Origin of the sequence: Kribbella jejuensis, assembly GCF_006715085.1 — a bacterium.
GTDB classification, from domain to species: Bacteria; Actinomycetota; Actinomycetes; order Propionibacteriales; family Kribbellaceae; genus Kribbella; species Kribbella jejuensis.
In genome coordinates, this window is the sequence record NZ_VFMM01000004.1 from 198975 (window position 1) to 217899 (window position 18925).

The following is an 18925-nucleotide window of genomic DNA, read 5'->3' on the forward strand; positions in this document are numbered from 1 at the left end:
GGCCGGCCCGGACTGCCGTCCAGGTGGCTCAGAGGGCGCTGCGCTGGGCGATCCAGCTGTCGTGGAGTCGGGTGTAGACCCCGCCCGCGCCGACCAGCTCGGCGTGTGAGCCACGTTCCACGATTTCGCCCTCGTCGAAGACGAGTACCTCGTCCGCGGCCTCGGCCGTCGACAACCGGTGCGCGATGGTCACCGACGTACGACCGGCCATCAACCGCTCGAGGGCCGCGTTCACCCGCACCTCAGTCCCCGGGTCGACAGCGGACGTCGCCTCGTCCAGTACCAACAGATCCGGGTCCGCGATGTTCGCGCGGACCAGCGCGACCAACTGCCGCTCGCCCGCCGACAGCGACTCGCCGCGCTGGCCCACCGGCGAGTCCAGACCGTCCGGCAGCGACTCCAGCCAGTCGGTGAGCCCGAGCGCCTCGAACGCGGCCAGCAGCTGCTCGTCGGTCACCTCCGGCCGCCCGAACCGCACGTTGTCGGCCAGCGACGCGTCGAACAGGTACCCGTCCTGCGGCACCATCACGACCCGCTCGCGCAACGACTCGAACGAGATCTCCCGCGCGTCCACCCCGTCCAGCTTCACCGCCCCGGACGTCGGGTCCATCAACCGGGTGAGCAGCTTCGCGAACGTCGTCTTCCCCGACCCGGTCTCCCCCACGACGGCGACCCGCCGATGCGGTGCGATCCGTACGTCGACGTCCCGCAGTACCAATTCCCCTTCTGGGTAAGCGAAATCGACGTCCTCGAACTCGACCGTGATCGGCCCGCGCGCCTGCTTCACCCCCGCCTCGCCCGGGTCCGCGACATCGGCCGGCGTCGCGATCACGCCGAGCACCCGCCGCCACCCCGCGAACGCGCTCTGGGCGTCGGTGAGCACCTGCGTCGCGATCTGTACCGGGTCCGAGAACAGTGACACCAGGAACATGAACGCGAGCAGCTCACCGAGCGTCGCCTGCTTGTCGACCCCGAGCAGGACGCCGACCGTCAGTACGCCGGCGTTCGCGAGACCGGCCGCGAGACCACCGATCGAGAACGTCAGACCCGTGATCGCCTGCGCCTTGGTCGCGGTCTTGCGGTAGTCCTCGATCGAGGCGTCGATCCGGTCCTGGGTGCGCTGCTCGATCGCGTACGAGCGGACCACCTGCGCGCCGACGACCGGCTCCGAGATCGCGGACAGCATCTCGCCGACCTTGGCGCGGACGGTCCCGTACGCGGCGGACATCGCGCGCTGCAGGTACTTCAGGCTGGCGAACAGCGGGATGAAGCAGAGGAGCACGACCAGCGCCAACTGCCACGAATAGAAGAACATCACGATCGTCGCGAGGAACATCTGGCCGAGGCTGACCAGGAAGATGAACCCGCCGAACTGCAGGAACTGCGACACCGTGTCGACGTCCGACGTGACCCGACTGACCAGCGCGCCGCGGCGCTCGGTGCTCTGGGTCAGCACCGGCAGGTCGTGCACGTGCCGGAACGCCTTGATCCGCATCGTGGCCAGACCGTGCTCCGAGTTGATCGCCAGCCGCACGGTCGTCAGGTACGACGCACCCGCGGTCAGGATCACGCCCAGCGCACAGACCAGGCACATCCAGGCGACGTACGACATGTCAGGACCCTTCGGTCCGGACAGCCCCTTGTCGATGGTCTGCTGGACCGCGATCGGTACGACGATCCGCCCGGCGGTCATCGTCAGCGCGAGGATCCCGGTCAGCCACCACCCACGCGCCAGCTCGGGCGAAACCTTCAGGCCCTCCTTCAGGGTCTGCAGTCCGCCCGCGTTGTCGCCGTGATCAAGCCGGCTAGCTTCCGCCGCACTCACGCCGACACCTCCTCGTCGAGCTCGAGTTCCTCGGCACGGCGCTCCGCGTCCTTCTCGTAGGCGTCCACCAGGTCGCGGTACGCGGGGATCGACGCCTGCAGTTCGGTGTGCGTGCCGTGCGCCTGGATCCGGCCCTCGTCCAGGAACAGCACCTCGTCGGCGAGCGAGATCGTCGCCTTCCGGTACGCGATCACGAGCACCGTCGTCGCGGCGCCGGAATCCTCCTGTACGGCGGACCGCAGCCCGGCGAGGATCCGGGCCTCGACCTGCGGGTCGACCGCACTGGTCGCGTCGTCGAGGATCAGCAACCGCGGCCGCCGGACCAGGGCGCGGGCCAGCGCGATCCGCTGCCGCTGGCCGCCGGACAGCGTCGTACCGCGTTCGCCGACCTTGGTGTCCAGCCCGTCCGCCAGCGCCTTCACGAAGCCGTCGCCCTGCGCGATCCGCAGCGCGTCCCAGACGTCGTCGTCGGTGTAGTCGCCACCGAGCGTGATGTTGCCGCGGATCGTGTCGTCGAACAGGAACGCGGTCTGCGCGACCAGCGCGACCGATCCGGCCAGCTCGTCGCGGGCCAGGTCGCGCAGGTCGATCCCGTCGATCTTCACCGCGCCCTGCTCCGGGTCGACGAGCCGGGTCAGCAGCGTGGTCATCGTGGACTTCCCGGCGCCGGTCGGCCCGACCACCGCGACGGTCCGCCCGGGCTCGACGGTGAAGTCGACGCCGGCCAGTACGTCGCGCTCCGGGAGGTACCCGAACCGGACGCCGGCCACCTGCAGCCGGGCCGCCTTCGCCGACGTCAGCCGCTGCTCGCCGTACTCCATGCCGCCCTCGGCCGTCAGCACGCGCTGCACCCGGTCCCAGCCGACGACCGAGCGCGGCAGCTCACCGAGCACCCAGCCGAGCGCGCGGATCGGGAACCCGATCAACGTGAACAGGAACGCCACTTGGACCACGTCACCCGCGTCCGCCCCGCCCGAGCGAACCCGTCCGACACCGACCAGCAGCACCGCGAGGACACCGAGCCGGGGCAGGCCGTCGATCACCGGGTCGAACATGCCGCGGGCTTTGTTCACCGCGATGTTCGCGTCCCGGAGCGCGTACGTCGGCGCGCGGAAGCGCTCGGTCTCGGCCGCCTCCCGGCCCAGCGTCTTCACGACGAGGGCGCCGTCGAACGACTCGTGCGCGACCTCGGACACGTCCGCGCGGAGCTGCTGCGCCCGGGTCGCGAGCGGCTGCAGGTACCGCTGGAAGATCACGTTCGCGACGAAGACCAGCGGGAACACCAGGCAACCGACGAGCGCCAGCCAGACGTCCGCGGCGAACATCGCGACGGTCGCGAACACCAGCATCGCGATCACGCCGATCGCCATCGGCAGCGGCGCGATCACGAACCAGGTCGACTCCACGTCGGCGTTCGCGTTCGACAGCAGCATGCCGGTCGAGTGCTGGTGGTGCCACTCGAGCGGCAGCTTCAGGTACTGCCGGGTGACCCGGCGGCGGTACGTCGCCTGCAGCCGGAACTGCATCACCCCGGCCCCGAGCCGGCGCCCGACCACGCCGATCGCGTTCAGGATCGCGATCCCGAGGAACAGCGAGATCAGGGTCGCGATCGCGCCGCCGGTCGTGTGCCCGCGCTCGAACGCGGGCCGGATCACGTGGTCGGTCGACCAGCCCAGCGCCCAGCCGCCGGCCACGGTCATGCCGCCGTACAGCATGCTGGCGAGCACGGACAGCGCGAAGATGCCCGGCTCCTCCCAGATCGCGACCCGCAGCACCCCGAACCCCCGCCGGGTGACGCTGCCCTTGTCTGGAACCTTCGGGACAGGCAAGACACACTCCAGGACAGTCAGGTGCATACACGGGACACAGGCATGACAACGATTGACATTCTGCCATTACCCACCGACAACTACGATCGGATATGTGACCGACTACAGCCGGGTAGAACGACTCGCTCTGTGTGAACTGTTCGACCAGGTCGGCCCCGCGGCGCCGACGCTCTGCGATGGTTGGGACGCCTATGATTTGGCGGTCCACCTGTATGTCCGGGAGGCCGATCCGATGGCCGGACCCGGGTTGGTGATCTCGGCGCTCGCCGACACCACCCAGCGGCGGATGAAGCGGGCCAAGGACCGGTACGGGTTCGCCGAGGTGGTCGACAAGGTCCGGAACGGTCCGCCGCGGGCGTCACTGTTCGCGGTCCCGAAACTCGGCGCGCAGATCAACACCGCGGAGTACTTCATCCACCACGAGGACGTCCGCCGCGCCCAGCCGTCGTACGAGGTCCGCACGCTGCCGGCCGATCAGCAGGAGGGCCTGTGGAAGGGGATCAAGCTGGCGGGGAAGTCGATGGCCCGCAAGTCACCGACGGGCCTGGTGCTAGCCCGGCCCGACGGTGCGAGCGTCGTCGCGAAGCAACCGACCGCGCTTGGGTCGGTCACGGTCACCGGGGAGCCCGCGGAGCTGACACTGTTCACCAGCGGGCGGCAGGCGGCGGCCGACGTACAGCTGGATGGTGAGGCGGAGGCTGTGGAGCGGCTCCGCAACGCGTCATTCGGCCTATGACGTCGAGCGGCGTGCCTTGCGGCGGGCGCGCTGGATCAGGCTGCTCACCACGGTGGTCAGGATGACGAGCACGATCGCAGCCAGCACGCCCTGCCACGGCTCGTCGAACAGCGCATAGCCGAGCAGACCGATCGCCATGTAGACGGCCGCCCACAGCGACGACGCGGTCAGGTCGACGAGCGCGAACCGCTCCCACCGGTAGCCGGCGAGACCGGCCGCCAGCAGCACCGGGACCCGGCCGCCCGGGATCAACCGCGATGTGAGCAGTACGCCGATCTCGTGTTCGGCCAGTCGTTCGCGCAATGCGTCGAGCGAGCCGTTGTCGCGTAACCACCCGACCCGTTTGGCCAGGCGCTCACCACCGAACCGGCAGCCCGCGTACACGATCAGGTCCCCGACGTACGCTCCCGCCGCGCCTGCGATCAGTACGCCGACCAGCCCGATCGGATTGCTGTGCGACGCGAGCACGGCACCCGCCGATACGGCGGCACCCGTCGGCAACACAGGCAGCACCGCCCCGATCAGGACCGCACCGGCCAACGCGAACAAGTACCAGACGTCGAACGTGGTGTCCCCACTCATCCGCGTCCTCGCTTCGCTCCGGGCGCGGATGAGGCACGAGCGGGCTGCGTTGGATTGGTGAACTCGCTTCGCTCGTTCACGCAGGCACCTCGAGCGACTGACCGGGGACCAGGACCTCGACCTTCACCGCGGGGTCGGTCTCGGTCATCGCGGTCTTGAACCTCTCCCCCGGTGGCAGGAACAGCTCCGGCTTGATCCAGTCGCAGCCGATCGGCCAGAACGTCCCGAAATGTACCGGTACCGCGGTCGCCGCGCCCACCCGCCGCACCGCCTCCGCGGCCCGGACCGGATCGAGGTGCCCGGGACCGAGCGACGGTCCCCAGCCACCGACCGGCACCAGCGCGAGGTCGACCTGCCCGGCCTCGGCCGCGAGACCGTCGTACAGGTCGGTGTCGCCGGCGAACCAGACACTCGGTGAGCTGTCGATCCGGTAGCCCAGCGCCTGCGCCGAGTACGACGACCACGGCAGCCGGCGCCCGTCGTGATGCGCGGTGACGGCGGTGATCTCGACCGACCCGATCTTGATCTGGTTGCCTGGGGCAACCTCGATGCAGCGGTCCGAGTACAGCGGACCGCTGTCGGCGTGGATCAGCTTCGCCGCACCGCGCGGCACCACCAGCGCGGCGTCCGGCGAGATGAACGGCAGCGACGTCAGGTGCAGGTGGTCGGCATGCAGATGCGATATCAGCACCGCGTCGCACTCCCCCGCCTCCGGCGCCGGCATCGGGCCGCGGCGGCGCCGCAGGTGTGCGATCCGCGACGTCAGCACCGGGTCGGTCAGGAGCCGCGTGCCGTTCGCCTCGATCGTGGTAGTGGCATGCCCCCACCATGTCACTTGCACGCTCTTACGCCTCCACCTTCGACTCGGCCGGTTCCGCCTGGTCCTTGCGCTGGCCCAGCTTCTCCAGCCAGCCGACCAGCACGTCGTGGACCGCGTCCGAGCCTACGGGAGCCTCGTCCAGGACCCAGCGGCTCGGGTGGACGAGCACCGCGTCGGTCTGCCAGCCGCCGATCCCGCCGTGGCAGCCGACCAGCTCCTCGAACGCCGCTACTTCGTGGGTGTACTCGTCGAGCCGGCTGACCACCACGAGATCGCCGTTGTGCGGCATCTCGGCCTGCCGGAGCATCGAGGCGGCAGCGAACGCGCCGTACCGCGCGAGTGGGTCCTCGCCCTCCACCCGGCCGGAGCGCAGGACGTGGACCCCGGACGCCCCGATCGCGACCGGTCCCTCGGCGAGCGAGTCGACGACGACGAACCCGATGCCGGGATGGGTCGCGAGGCCGGGGATGAGCTTCGGGTGCAGGAGTTCGATCTCCTCCAGCGGCACCCGGCCGGGGGTGTTGGCGAGGTAGATCAGCGCGAGGTTGCCGGACGCGGTGACGACCATCTGTTCGTCCGCCGCGATCTGTGGCTCGCAGTCCTTCGGCCCGAGCTCGACCTGGCCGGTCTTCACATGGAAGGCCTTGCGGGTGACGGTGCCGGCGACGCTGCGCCGCAACGCGAGCTCGGTGAGGAACGCGTTGACCGGGCCCCAGCCCTCGGACTTGCCGACCGCCTGCACCGGCTCCTTGGTGGTGTCGACCAGGTCGTCGACCACCTCGCCCAGGGTCCGGCCGTACCGCTGGAGGAACGTCGAACCCTGGCTCTGTCCGTGGTCGGACAGCACGACGATCTCGTACGAGTGTGGGAGGATGTCGATGATCCGCTGCAGCGCGCCGAGCACCCGGTCCAGGCCCTCGAGCGTCTGCAGCGACTCGGCCCGGGTCGGGCCGGCGTGGTGCGCGACCTCGTCGTAGTCCACGAAGTCGCAGTAGATCACCGGAGTCCCCTTCACGAGCTCATCGGTGATCAGCGAGACGTTCAGGTCGCGGAGCAGGACGTTGGTGATCGCGCGGAGGAAGATGTACCCACCGCCGCGCTTCACCCGCGGGACCAGGCGCCGGACGCGTTGCCGACGCGCCTGGTGCAGTTCCTTGATCATCTCCGCGACGCACAGGATCAGGCCGCGCGCGGCGCCCTGCGGGCTGGAGAAGAACCGGACGTACCCGTTGCTGCGGCTGTTCGGCAGGCCCGCCCGGCTGAACACCAGCTCGCACCGGTCCGCGTCGCCGGACCAGTTGTTGCTGATGCTGACGCCGCCGTCCGCCAGCAGGCCGCGACCGGTGGACATCCGGGCCTCGAGCTCCGCCGCGTCCCGGCCGCGGTTGGTGACCATCACCCGGCCGGTCTCCTTCTCGTACCAGCGGAAGGCCGGGATGTGCCGCGAGCCGCCGTGCAGGATGCCGGCCTGGCTGGCGGGGGTGGTCGCCGGGACACCGGTGTGCCAGGCCAGCATCGAGTGCTTGCCGTCGCGGATCCAGCCGCCGAGGTTGGGCAGGTTCCCGGCCAGCACCATCCAGTTCAGCAGCGGCGCCGACAGGCCGTCGATCTGGATCACCAGCATCCCGGTCTTCGGCGCGGGCTCGATCCGCCGGGCCCGGCGGCGGACGAGCCGCATCACCTCGGCGACGTACGCGTCGTCACTGCCCGCGTACGCGACCCAGCCGACGAACGCGCTGACCGACGACATCACGATCGAGACCAGCACCGGCGCCTCGACGCCGCCGTGCAGGTCGACACCGGGGTCGACGGTGATGCCGAGGTAGACCACCGCGAACTGCGACAGCAGGCCGCCGACCAGCACGCCGATCGAACCGATCAGCACCGCGATACCGGCCAGGATCCAGCGCATCAGCACCGAGAACACCGCGAGCAGCACGACCAGCCGGAAGATCGGCAAGCGGCCGTCGCTGCTGATCTGCGGCAGCAGCCAGAACGTGATGATCAGCGTGATCAGCGACGCGAGCCCGCCGTACAGCATGGCTCCCAGACCACGTCCGGTACGGCGGAGATCCAGCCATACCGGACGTCGTCGGCGGGAGATCTGTTCTGGTGGTTTCGCCATGCGATAAACAGCCTGCTTCCCCGTACTGCGCTTTTGTCCAGTACGAGGGTACGGGGTCGCGGCGACAGGTTTACTGCACTTCGAGGTAGTCGACCTCGGTGTACAGCGTGCCCTTGGTCAGCCGGATCGTGTTCCACCCCGCGTTCAGCGTCACCGGCACCGCGCTCTGGTGCCAGTTGTCCCACCCGGTCACCGGGTAACGGACCGAGCCCACGTTGTTGCCATTGACAACGAGACCGTGGCTCGCGGTGGACGCGGACCCGTTGGCGTATCCGACGGACAGGGTGTAACTGCCGGCCACCGGGGCGAACACGGTGTTCTGCACCCAGGAGTCGGCGTAGTCGATGTAGGCGACCACCTTCCCCTCCGAGGCGCCGGCCGCGTTCGACCGGACCGAGCAGTGGTTGAGCGTGCCGCGCTCAGCTTCGTACCGGACCCGGCTGCCGCGGACCACCGGGTAGTCGTTCGCGTACCCGACGTCCGCGACGTACAGGTGCCGGTCGCCGTTCACCCAGCCATGCTGAAAGACCTTGCCCCCGACAAAGTCGGCGCCACCGGGGCCGCACACGTGGTTGTCGAACGTCGCGGTCGTCATCAGCGGCCGGTACGCCGTGGTCCATGGACCGCCGAGGCTCGTCGAGGTGGCGTACGACGTGAGGTAGTTGCAGTCGCTGTACCCGCCACCGGAGAAGTAGAGCACGTACTGCGAGCCGTGGTGCACCAGGTCGGGCGCCTCGATGATGCCGCTCGACGTCAGCAGTGCGGTGTTGCCACCGGCGAGCGTCCAGCCGTTGTTCGAGGTCTTGGTCAGCCACAGCGTCGACGGTTGGCTGATCGCGTTGCCGTCGTTCTTCCAGACCAGGTAGCGGGTGCCATCGGTGTCCACGAACGTGTTCGGGTCGATCGCGCCGCCGAGATCGAGCGGACAGATCAACGGCGCCGTACCGACCGGCTGGAACGGGCCGAGCGGACTGGTCGCGGTGGCGACGCCGATGCACTGCCGGCCGGACGCCTTGTGCCACGCGGTGTAGGTCAGGGTGTAGGTGCCGTCCGGGTTCGGGTAGACGTCCGGCGCCCAGGTGCGGCCGGGCTGCGCCCAGGCCGCGGACGGGCCGCCTGGCATCGCGTCGCCGCGGATGGTCCACGGGCCGGTGGCGCTCGGCGCGGTCGCGACCGGGACCGTACCGCGGCTGCCGTTGGTGGCGTACGCGTACCAGGTGCCGTTCTGCTGGAAGACGTCCGGATCGGGAAAGTTCTCGGCGATGATCTCGGTCGGGAAGACAGCTCCGGCCGGGGCCGCCTGGACGGCCGGTGCGAGGAAGGTGGAGAGGCTGAAGACGGCCAGCGCGGCCGCCAGAAGTCGTCTCATGGGTGACTCCTCAGGTGGGGCGGATACCTGTGACTCAACTTTTACATCGATTCACCTGAAACGCGAGGCCTCAATCACTGGACCCGGGGGAATCGGGGGTGTTGACTCCCGCTAGTTGTTTTCCGCCTGGATCAAGGGAGTGTCTCGTGAGTCATTTACCGAGAGTGTCGGGACGCGGGGTGATCGCTGCGGTCGCAGCGGTCGCGGCGGTGGCCGGCGGTTTCGTTGGGCAGTCGGCCGCGGCGCCTACGGCAGTACAAGAGACGGCCCTGCAGCAACGGTTGGACAGTTTGCTGAACGACAGCCGGTACGACGGTTCGCAGGTAGCGCTCGTGGTGCGCGACGCGACCACCGGCGAGACGCTGTACGACCGGAACGGCGCCGAGCGGCTGCTGCCCGCGTCGAACACCAAACTGTTCACGTCGACGGCCGCGATGCACACGCTCGGCCCGTCGTACCGCTTCCACACCGACGTGCTCGCCACCGCACCCGTCCGCGGTGGACAGCTGCACGGTGACCTCTACCTGAAGGGGTACGGCGACCCGACCGCGCTCGAGTCCGACTACGCCGGCCTGGCGAAGCAGCTCAAGGCGGCCGGTGTCCGCCGGATCACCGGCAACCTGATCGCCGACGACACGTACTTCGACCACATCCGGCTCGGCGACAGCTGGGCCTGGGACGACGAGCCGTACTACTACAACGCCCAGATCTCCGCGCTGACACTGGCGCCGAACACCGACTACGACTCCGGTACGGCGATCGTCGAGACCCGTCCGGGTGCGGCCGCGGGCGCTCCGGTGCAGCTCGACCTGGTGCCCGCGAACGGCGTACTCAAGCTGGTCAACACCGCGACCACCGGCGCGGCCGGCTCCGCGAACACGATCAGCGTCGACCGCGACCACGGCACGAACGTGGTCCGGATCACCGGGTCGATGCCGCTCGGGTCCGCGGTCGAGCAGGACTGGGTGACGGTCTGGGAGCCCGAACTGTACGCCGCCGACGTGTTCCGCCGGCAGCTGGCCGCGCAGGGCATCACGGTCAGCGGCACGATCAAGAACGCGGCCACCCCGGCCGGCGCCGGGCGGCTGGCCCGGGACGAGTCGATGACGGTCGGCGAGCTGATGACACCGTTCCTCAAGCTCTCGAACAACATGCACGCCGAGACACTGGTGAAGGCGATGGGCGCGGTCGCCGAGGCGGACGGCAGCTGGTCCTCCGGGCTCGACGTCGTGACCAACTACGCGAAGACCCTCGGCGTCGACACCAGCCGGATCCGGCTGTCCGACGGCTCCGGCCTGTCCCGCAAGGTCAACGTCACCGCGGACTCGGTCACCGACGTACTGATCGGCGCCCAGAAGGAGCCGTGGTGGAAGCAGTGGTACGACGCGCTGCCGATCGCGGGCAACCCGGCACGGTTCGTCGGCGGGACGCTGCGCAGCCGGATGCAGAACACACCGGCGGCCAACAACCTGCACGGCAAGACCGGGTCGCTCACCGGCGTCACCGCGCTGTCCGGGTACGTCACGAACAAGGACGGACGGAAGCTTGTCTTCTCGATGATCAGCAACAACTACCTGAGCAGCCCTCGCTCGATCGAGGACGCGGTCGGCGTCACCCTCGCCTCGTGGTCCGACCAGGCTCCGCCGCCTGCCGCAGTCGTCGCGCCGTTCAAGGCCGCTACGCCGACGTGTGAATCGGAGTGGGACAAGGCCTGTTAATGACGTGACAGTACGGCGGTCGTTCCGCACCATGTGGGGATGACCGCCGTACTGCCCGAGGGCTACACCGTCCGGTCGCCCACGAAGGAGGACGCGCAGGCGGTCCTCGATCTGGTCGCCGCCTACAACACCCCGCTGATCGGGAACGCCGACTTCACGCTCGAAGACGCCGAGGACCAGCTCACCGAGCCGGGGTTCGACCCGGAGCGGGACGGCCGGCTGGTGTTCGACGGCGACCGGCTGGTCGGCTTCGGCGCGATCTACGGCAAGGGCGACCACCGGCAGGTCGACCTCGACATCGTGTCGCTCGACCCGGTCGTCGAACAGTGGCTGCTCGAGCAGGCCGTCGACCGGGCCCGCGAGTTCGGCCGCGAGTACGGACACGTCTCGGTGCAGGCCGACATCGTCGCGTACCGGGCCGATGCCGAGCGCCGCGAACGCCTGGCCGGCTGGGGATTCGGGCCCGGTACGACGTTCCACCGGATGCGGATCGACCACGACGGGCCGGTGCCGGCACCGGAGGTTCCGCCCGGCGTCACGGTCCGCCGCGGTGCGCCCGACGAGGACAGCCGACGCGCCGCGCACGCCGTACTGAACGAAAGCTTCGAAGGGCAGTTCGGGTTCTCGCCGCGGACGTTCGAGGAATGGCACGCCGCTCAGGAGAACCATTCGGCCTTCGACTGGTCGCAGCTGACGTTGCTGGAACTCGACGGTGACGTCGTCGCGCTGCGGTCGTGTACGAACCAGTTCGTCGAGGACGAGAACTGCGGCTACATCGGCCGGCTCGGCGTGCTGGAGAAGGCGCGCGGGAAAGGGCTCGCCAAGTTCCTGCTGCGGGATCAGTTCGCCGTGGATGCGGCTGCCGGACGAGCCGGGACGATCCTGCACGTCGACACGAACAACCCGACGCCGGCGCTCGGCGTCTACCTGTCCGTCGGGATGCAGGCGGTGCTGGTGATGGAGGTCTGGCGGCGCGAGGTGACCGTGTGAGCCTGCCGGACGGCTACACCTGGCGGCCGATGCGGCTCTCGGATGCCGCGCTCATCGCCGAACGCTCCGCCGACTACACGTCGGCACTGCTCGGGTTCGCCAAGCACAGTCCGGAGGACGTCGCGAACTATCTGCGCGATCCCGGCACGAACCTGGAGACCGACGGCTGGGTGGTCCTCGGGCCCGACGGCTTCGTCGGCTCGGCGACCGCGGTCCCGGTCACCGGCGGGTCGCACGTGAACGTCGACATCCTGAGTTCGGATCCCGTCGTACTCGACTGGTTGCTCGAGCAAGCGGAAGGGCGCGGCGGTGAGGGTGCCGTGATGCGGGTCGGCGCCATCCGTCAGGACGAGCTCCTGCCGGGCGTCCTGATGGCGCGTGGGTATGTGATCGGTACGGCGGTGCATCGGATGCGGATCGACTTCGACGGGCCGGTGGCGCGGCCGTTCGAGCCGGACGGGGTCGTCGTCCGGCGGGGTGCTCCGGACGAGGCGAGCCGGCGGGCGGCGCACGGCGTACTGATGGAGGCGTTCGCGGAGCAGCCCGGGACGTTGCCGCGGCCGTACGACGAGTGGGTGGCGTCGCGGGAGAGCCGCTCGACGTTCGACTGGTCGCAGGTGACGATCGTGGAACTCGACGGCCGGGCGGTCGGGATGACCGAGTGCAACGACAACTTCGTCAGCACCGACAATTGCGGGTACGTCGGCCGGCTGGCCGTCGTACCCTCGGCCCGCGGGCGCGGACTGGCGAAGTACCTGCTGCGGAACGCGTTCGCGGTCGACTCCGCGGCCGGGCGGAGTGGCACGATCCTGCACGTGGACACGAACAACCCGACACCCGCGGTCGCGCTCTACACCGGCGTCGGCATGCGCCCCGACCTGATCAGCGACATCTGGCAGCGAACGATCCGGCCGGCCTGAGGCAGTCGCGGCCCTTCAGTACGACGTGCTCCCCGGTCGTACCGGCGTACACCGTGCGGTTGCCGAGCGGTGCCCCGAGGTCCAGCCGGAGCATGGTCGGCGCCGGGCCGCGATTGGCGCACTGATGACCCTCGTTCTGGTCCGGGGCGATGCCGTACCGATACGCCGCGATCCGGACCGACCCCCCGTCCTGGGAGAGGATCCGGACGATCGTGTTCGGCAGGCACGGCTCGATCGCGACGTCGTCCGGCTCGACACGGACGGTCAGCACCGTGAGGTGGTTCGGGTCCAGCTGTGCCGACGTCACCGCAATCTCGCCGCGGAGCAGGATGACGGTCGATCCGAGCTTGTACCGCGACGGCGCCGGCCCGTCGACCGCGTAGGACGGCTGCCGGAATCCGATCGTCGGCTCCGGGTCGGCCTGGCGATAGGTCGGCCGGGCGGCGAACGCGATCCCGATCAGCACGGCGGCGACCGCGACGGCCGCGGCCGTGACGACATACGGTCGCCGGCGCCGCTCGCGGTCCTCGACCCGGGGTGCGTCGTCGTCCGTCAGCGTGTCGCCGTACTCGACGACCGTGCTCTCGTCCCGCACGTGATTCAGTCTCGCCCCGCGCCCGGAGTCGCGACAGGGCTTGCCGCCGGGAGATCTGAGAGATTACTCTCGAAACATGTCTCTCAGGAATCCGTACGGCGATTTCGAGATCACCGATCCGCAGGCGATGCGCGCGCTGGCGCACCCGGTCCGGCTCGCTGCCCTCAGCTACCTGCAGGGCAACAGTCCGGCCACGGCCACCCAGTTGTCCGAACACGTCGGCGCCTCCCCCTCGGTCACCAGTTGGCACCTGCGGCACCTGGCGGAGTTCGGGCTGGTGAAGGACGGGCCGCCACCCAGCGGCTCGGACAAACGGCAGCGCTGGTGGTACGCCGTGTCCCGCGGGTTCCGCTACGAGATGCCGGACACGCCGGACGGCGCCGCGGCCGGGCGGCTGTTGCGGACCGAGCTGATGAACCAGGCCCTCGAAGCCGCGCAGAACTGGTTGGTCGAGACCGAGCCCAGGCTCGAGCCCGAGTGGAGCAGGCTCGCGGGATCCGCCAACACCACGCTCACCATCACGACCGCTGAGGCCGAGGCGATCGAGTCCGCGATCGAGGAACTGCTGGCGCCCTACGTCCAGCGCAGGGACGCGGGCGGAACCCCGGACGACGCCCGCGCGGTCCGCTACCTGCGGATTACGTTGCCTGAAGCAACGGACGCGTCGTGAGCACCGCCGCGGCCACCAGCCTGTGGCGGGACCGGCGGTTCCGGACGTTCTGGTCGGCGCAGGGAGTTTCGGAGTTCGGCGACCGGATCACCGAGCTCGCGCTGCCGTTGATCGCGGTCACGATGCTGGACGCCTCCCCCAGCCAGGTCGGCTTCCTGACCGCGGCGGTCTGGCTGCCGAACATCGCGTCGCTGTTCATCGGCGCCTGGGTGGACCATCGCCGGGACAAGCGCCCGCTGATGATCGCGGCCGATCTCTCGCGGACCGTCGTCCTGCTGTCGTTGCCGGTCGCGTATTGGTTCGACGTACTGACGCTCGGGCAGCTGTATGCGATCGCGATCCTTGCCGGTACCGCGCACGTGGTGTTCGGTACGGCGTACGCGTCGTTCTTCGTGCGGCTGGTGGATCGCGACCACTTCATGGAGGCGAACAGCAAGCTGTCGGCGACCCGGTCGATCTCGTTCATGGCCGGCCCGGCTGTCGGCGGGTGGCTGGTGCAATTGCTGACCGCGCCGGTCGCGATCCTCGTGGACGCGCTGACGTTCGTGTTCTCGGCGGTACAGATCGGCCGGCTGAAGATCGAGCCGAGTACGCCGCAGCCGTCCGAGGAAACGTTGCTCCGCCGCGCCGCTGCCGGGATGCGCTACGTGCTCAAGCACCCATACCTGAGCCGGAGCCTCGGCTCTGCGACCACCGTGAACTTCTTCAACCTGATGGCGATGGCGCTGCTCGTGCTGTTCGCCAGCCGCATTCTCGGCCTGTCGGCCGGGGTGATCGGCGTGGCGTTCGGCGTCGGCGCTTCCGGCGGCCTGCTCGGCGCGGTCGCCGCCGCTCCGCTCAGCGCCCGCTTCGGCGCCGGCCCGGTGATCGCCTTCGGGGCTGTCATCTTCCCCGGCTCGATCGCCCTCGCGGCGTTCGCCGGCGGCCCGACGTGGCTCAAGGCCGTCGCCCTGGCCGGAGCGGAGTTCATCGGAGCGTTCGCGGTGATGTGCTTCGACGTACCGCTGAACTCCTTGCAGGCCGCGGTGATCCACGACCACATGCGCAGCCGGGTGGCCGGCGCTTTCAGCAGCATCAACTACGGCATCCGGCCCCTGGGCGCAGTAGTAGGAGGGTTCCTCGGTACCTGGATCGGTGTCCGGGAAACCCTCCTGGTGTCCGCGGCCGGCGGGCTGCTGTCGGTCGTCTGGCTGATCGGCTCACCGATCATCCGGACCCGCGACCTGACCGGCCTGGAGCCGCCCGCTTAGTCCTCGACGAGTACCTCGACCTTGTTGACGGTCTTGCGGAGCGGGACTTCCTTGATGAAGATCACGGCGATCAGACTGACCACGGCGCAGGCCGCGGCGATCAGGAAGATCCGTCCGGTCGCGTCGCCGTAGGCGTGCCGGACAAGCGCAGCCAGCTGCGGCGGGAGGTTCTTCACGTCCAGCAGGCTCGTGCCGCCGGAGCCGCCTTCCTGCAGTTTGCGGGCCGCTGCGGCACCGTTCGGACCGGCCAGCACGCCGGCGACGATCAGGTCCTTGACCCGCGCGGCGAGCACCGCTCCGAGGGCCGAGACGCCGACCGCACCGCCGAGGCTGCGGAAGAACGCGACGGTCGCGGACGACGCACCGATCTGCGTGACGTCGACGGTGTTCTGTACGGCGAGCACCAGGTTCTGCATGGTCATACCCATGCCGAGGCCCATCGCCAGCATGCCGAGTCCGACGTACCAGTACGGCGTGCTGTGGTCGATCGTGCCGAGGATCAGCAGGCCGACGAGCAGCAGGACGCCGCCGGAGACCAGGTACCGCTTCCACTTGCCGTACCGGGTGATCAGCTGACCCGATCCGGCCGAGCCGACGAACGAGCCGAGCATCATCGGGATCGTCAGCAGACCGGCCTCGGTCGGGCTGTACCCGCGGGCGATCTGGAAGTACTGGCCGAGGAACAGCGCGCTGCCGAACATCGCGACACCGACCGACAGGCTGGCCACGATCGCCAGCGCGGTGGTGCGCTCGCGCACGACCTTCAGCGGAACGAGCGGCTCGGCGACCCGCCTCTCCACGAGGACGGCGAGGAAGCCGACGAGCAGCGTGCCGCCGACGAACAGCGCGGACTGCCACGACATCCAGGCGAAGTCCGTACCGGCGAAGGTGACCCAGAGCAGCGGCAGGCTGGCCGCGATGCTGATCAGGACCGCGCCGAGGTAGTCGATCTTGACCTTGCGCTTGAGCAGCGGCAGGTGCAGGTACTTCTGCAGGATCACCAGGCTGATCACGGCCAGCGGCACACAGACGTAGAAACACCAGCGCCAGCCGAGCCAGGACGTGTCGACGATGACGCCACCGATCAGCGGGCCGCTGACGGTCGCGACCGCCATCACGGCACCCATGTAACCGGAGTACCGGCCGCGTGAGCGGGGCGGGATCGCGGCGCCGATGATGGCCTGCGCGAGCGCCATCAGGCCGCCCATCGCGAGGCCCTGGAGCACTCGGGCGCCGATCAGGAACGGCACGTTGTGGGACAGGCCGGCCAGTGCGGACCCGATCACGAAGACCGAGATCGCGACCTGGACCAGCAGTTTCTTGCTCACCAGGTCCGCGAGCTTGCCCCAGATCGGGGTGGACACCGTAGTGGCCAGCAGGCTCGCGGTGAGCACCCAGGTGTACTGCGTCTGGGTGCCTTCGAGATCGGCGATGATCGTCGGCAGGGCGTTGCTGACGATCGTCGAGCTGAGCATCGCCGTGAACAGCGCGGCGAGCAGCCCGATCAGGATCTCGAGGATCTCGCGGTGGGTGAGTTCCGGCGCAGCGGGCACCTGCGGCCGGGTCTCGGTGACAGTCATTACTCTCCAGTCCTGGACGTTTGCCTCACGAGCTTGTTGGCCTCGGTGATCGCGACCGCGATCCGCTGCATGGTGGCAGCGGCCGCGATCAGCGCATCGTCGTCGAGGTCCGACAAGGCGGTTCTGAGTTGCTGGGTGTAGGAGGAATACAGGGCCTCCAGCCGGGCCTTGCCCTGGGCCGAGAGGCTCACCAGTCCGACCCGGGCATCGGCAGGATCCGGCCGACGGCTCACCAGTCCGTCGGCCTCCAGCGCGGTCAGCTGCCGGCTCACCACCGATGCGTCGACGCCGAGCTTCGCGGCGATCTCCCCGCCACGCTGCTCGCCGTCCTTCATCAGCACCTTGAGCACACTCGCGTCCGACCGGCGCAGTGCGCCGTCGCCGCCGCCGAGCTGCCGGTGCTCGATACACCGCACGGCACGCACCAGAGAGCTGACCCCTTCGAGCAGTTCCTGGGCCGCCGCATCCCGCTCTACCCCCGGGACGAGGGGCTGCTGAGCTAGTTGCATAACCCAACTATATACACGAATAGTTGGTTTCCACAACCATATGCGCAGGTTGTGGATAAGTGGTTACTACCTGTGAAAGGTCAGCCGAGGTCGGCGTTCAGGCGGGCCAGCAGTCGGCCCAGGTCGGCCAGATCGGTGGGGTTCCAGCGGTCCAGGATGGCGCGAAACTCGGTCTGGCGTTGGGTGCGCATCGCCTCGTACCGTTCGGCACCGGTCGCGGTGAGCCGGAGCAGGCGGGCGCGGCCGTCGTCGGGGTCGCCGACGCGTTCGATCAGGCCGAGGTTCTCGAGTTGGCTGATGCCGCGGCTCACGGTCGACTTGTCGAGGCCGAGCACCTGCGCGACATCGGACGCGCGGACGCCGGCTCCGGTACCGAGCTCGATCTGGGAGATCAGCGCGTAGCCGGCCGCGTCCATCTCGGGGTGTACCCGCCGGGCCAGCCGCAGCGATGCGGAGCGCGACCGGCGGAACAGGGCCGACAACTCCTGCTCGATCGCAGCGACGAGTTCCTCCGAACGCTCGATCTGCATGCTCATCGACGTCCTCGCTTCGCTCCGGGCGCCGATGAGGCACGAGCGCGCTGTGTTGTCTTGATGCCCTCGCTCCGCTCGGTCATCGGACCACGATCCCCGCGTCCCGCAGGGCCTTCTTCACGTCGGCGATCCGGAAGTCGCCGAAATGGAACACACTCGCCGCGAGTACGGCGTCCGCACCCGCCTGGACCGCGGGCGGGAAATGGTCCGGCGACCCCGCTCCCCCGCTGGCGATCAGCGGTACGTCGACAACCGCGCGGACCGCCTTGATCAGCTCGAGGTCGAACCCCTGCTTGGTCCCGTCGGCGTCCATCGAGTTGAGCAGGATCTCGCCCGCGCCGAGCTCGCAGCCGCGTTGCGCCCACTCGATCGCGTCCAGCCCCGCGGACCGGCGTCCGCCGTGGGTGGTGACCTCGAACCCGCTCGGCTGCTCTGCGGACCGCCGTACGTCGAGGGACAGCACCAGGACCTGGTTGCCGAAGCGGTGCGAGATCTCGCGGATCACGTCGGGACGGGCGATCGCGCCGGTGTTGATACCGACCTTGTCCGCGCCCGCGCGCAACAGCCGGTCCACGTCGGCCGCCTCGCGCACGCCGCCGCCGACGGTCAGCGGGATGAACACCTGCTCGGCGGTGCGGCGAACCACGTCGTACGTCGTCTCGCGGGAACCGGAGGACGCGGTGATGTCGAGGAAGGTGAGCTCGTCCGCACCCTCGGCGTCGTACACCTGCGCCATCTCGACCGGGTCGCCCGCGTCGCGCAGGTCGGCGAAGTTCACGCCCTTGACCACACGGCCGGCGTCGACGTCCAAACAGGGAATAACTCGCACGGCAAGACTCACGCGGTCAGCCTACCGGCCACGGACCAGCGATCC

General features: G+C 69.3%; 17 protein-coding genes. 6 read left to right on the plus strand and 11 right to left on the minus strand.

Annotated features, from left to right (window positions below):
- Window positions 1–28: 28 nt before the first annotated feature.
- Together FB475_RS33770 and FB475_RS33775 are read right to left on the minus strand one after the other, a co-directional pair.
- The gene (locus FB475_RS33770) at window positions 29–1825 is read right to left on the minus strand and encodes an ABC transporter ATP-binding protein (protein WP_141862123.1); all 1797 of its coding nucleotides are present in this window, start codon (window positions 1823–1825) and stop codon (window positions 29–31) included.
- The gene (locus FB475_RS33775) at window positions 1822–3654 is read right to left on the minus strand and encodes an ABC transporter ATP-binding protein (RefSeq protein ID WP_141862125.1); all 1833 of its coding nucleotides are present in this window, start codon (window positions 3652–3654) and stop codon (window positions 1822–1824) included. Before FB475_RS33775 ends, FB475_RS33770 begins: the two co-directional genes overlap by 4 nt.
- A gap of 94 nt (window positions 3655–3748) precedes the next feature.
- Between FB475_RS33775 and FB475_RS33780 the strand changes: the two genes are divergently transcribed.
- Complete coding sequence (locus tag FB475_RS33780; RefSeq protein WP_141862127.1) at window positions 3749–4390, plus strand: TIGR03085 family metal-binding protein; 642 nt, start codon at window positions 3749–3751, stop codon at window positions 4388–4390.
- Here the strand turns inward: FB475_RS33780 and FB475_RS33785 are convergent.
- The 4 genes from FB475_RS33785 to FB475_RS33800 all read right to left on the minus strand — a co-directional run bounded on the left by FB475_RS33785 (window position 4385) and on the right by FB475_RS33800 (window position 9286).
- A complete protein-coding gene (locus FB475_RS33785; protein WP_141862129.1) occupies window positions 4385–4972 on the minus strand; it encodes a DedA family protein in 588 nt (195 codons plus the stop codon). The two genes, FB475_RS33780 and FB475_RS33785, sit on opposite strands and share 6 nt — an antisense overlap.
- Window positions 4973–5048: 76 nt before the next feature.
- Entirely contained in the window at window positions 5049–5807 is a 759-nt protein-coding gene (locus tag FB475_RS33790) for an MBL fold metallo-hydrolase (RefSeq protein ID WP_238332609.1), read from the minus strand.
- A gap of 10 nt (window positions 5808–5817) precedes the next feature.
- Window positions 5818–7917 carry an alkaline phosphatase family protein gene (locus FB475_RS33795; RefSeq protein ID WP_141862133.1) on the minus strand — a complete coding sequence of 700 codons (2100 nt, stop codon included), beginning with the start codon at window positions 7915–7917 and terminating at the stop codon, window positions 5818–5820.
- Between the two features lie 70 nt (window positions 7918–7987).
- Entirely contained in the window at window positions 7988–9286 is a 1299-nt protein-coding gene (locus FB475_RS33800; RefSeq protein ID WP_141862135.1) for a family 43 glycosylhydrolase, read from the minus strand.
- Window positions 9287–9465: 179 nt separating this feature from the next.
- Here FB475_RS33800 and dacB point away from each other — a divergent pair, with 179 nt between their 5' ends.
- The 3 genes from dacB to FB475_RS33815 are packed head-to-tail and all read left to right on the plus strand — an operon-like array spanning window position 9466 to window position 12914.
- On the plus strand, window positions 9466–11004 hold the full coding sequence (dacB, locus tag FB475_RS33805) for a D-alanyl-D-alanine carboxypeptidase/D-alanyl-D-alanine endopeptidase (RefSeq protein ID WP_238332610.1): 1539 nt from the start codon (window positions 9466–9468) through the stop codon (window positions 11002–11004).
- A gap of 39 nt (window positions 11005–11043) precedes the next feature.
- A complete protein-coding gene (locus FB475_RS33810; RefSeq protein WP_141862139.1) occupies window positions 11044–11994 on the plus strand; it encodes a GNAT family N-acetyltransferase in 951 nt (316 codons plus the stop codon).
- Complete coding sequence (locus FB475_RS33815; RefSeq protein ID WP_238332611.1) at window positions 11991–12914, plus strand: GNAT family N-acetyltransferase; 924 nt, start codon at window positions 11991–11993, stop codon at window positions 12912–12914. The genes FB475_RS33810 and FB475_RS33815 overlap by 4 nt, the downstream gene beginning before the upstream one ends.
- On the opposite strand, the gene FB475_RS33820 is transcribed toward FB475_RS33815, so the two are convergent.
- Window positions 12877–13509, minus strand: coding sequence for a hypothetical protein (locus FB475_RS33820; RefSeq protein WP_141862141.1), 633 nt, complete (start codon window positions 13507–13509; stop codon window positions 12877–12879). The two genes, FB475_RS33815 and FB475_RS33820, sit on opposite strands and share 38 nt — an antisense overlap.
- A gap of 76 nt (window positions 13510–13585) precedes the next feature.
- Here FB475_RS33820 and FB475_RS33825 point away from each other — a divergent pair, with 76 nt between their 5' ends.
- Both FB475_RS33825 and FB475_RS33830 read left to right on the plus strand, forming a co-directional pair.
- Window positions 13586–14179: a winged helix-turn-helix domain-containing protein gene (locus FB475_RS33825; RefSeq protein ID WP_141862143.1), complete on the plus strand. Its 594-nt coding sequence runs from the start codon at window positions 13586–13588 to the stop codon at window positions 14177–14179.
- A complete protein-coding gene (locus tag FB475_RS33830) occupies window positions 14176–15429 on the plus strand; it encodes an MFS transporter (protein WP_141862147.1) in 1254 nt (417 codons plus the stop codon). Before FB475_RS33825 ends, FB475_RS33830 begins: the two co-directional genes overlap by 4 nt.
- On the opposite strand, the gene FB475_RS33835 is transcribed toward FB475_RS33830, so the two are convergent.
- The 4 genes from FB475_RS33835 to hisF form a co-directional block, all read right to left on the minus strand.
- On the minus strand, window positions 15426–17009 hold the full coding sequence (locus FB475_RS33835) for an MDR family MFS transporter (RefSeq protein ID WP_141862149.1): 1584 nt from the start codon (window positions 17007–17009) through the stop codon (window positions 15426–15428). The genes FB475_RS33830 and FB475_RS33835 overlap by 4 nt on opposite strands.
- Window positions 17009–17518, minus strand: coding sequence for a MarR family winged helix-turn-helix transcriptional regulator (locus FB475_RS33840; RefSeq protein WP_141862151.1), 510 nt, complete (start codon window positions 17516–17518; stop codon window positions 17009–17011). The genes FB475_RS33835 and FB475_RS33840 overlap by 1 nt, the downstream gene beginning before the upstream one ends.
- Window positions 17519–17598: 80 nt before the next feature.
- On the minus strand, window positions 17599–18054 hold the full coding sequence (locus FB475_RS33845) for a MarR family winged helix-turn-helix transcriptional regulator (RefSeq protein WP_141862152.1): 456 nt from the start codon (window positions 18052–18054) through the stop codon (window positions 17599–17601).
- A 76-nt stretch (window positions 18055–18130) separates the two neighbouring features.
- Window positions 18131–18892 (minus strand): imidazole glycerol phosphate synthase subunit HisF, encoded by a 762-nt coding sequence (gene hisF, locus FB475_RS33850; protein WP_141862154.1) that lies wholly within the window; start codon window positions 18890–18892, stop codon window positions 18131–18133.
- Window positions 18893–18925: the final 33 nt, after the last annotated feature.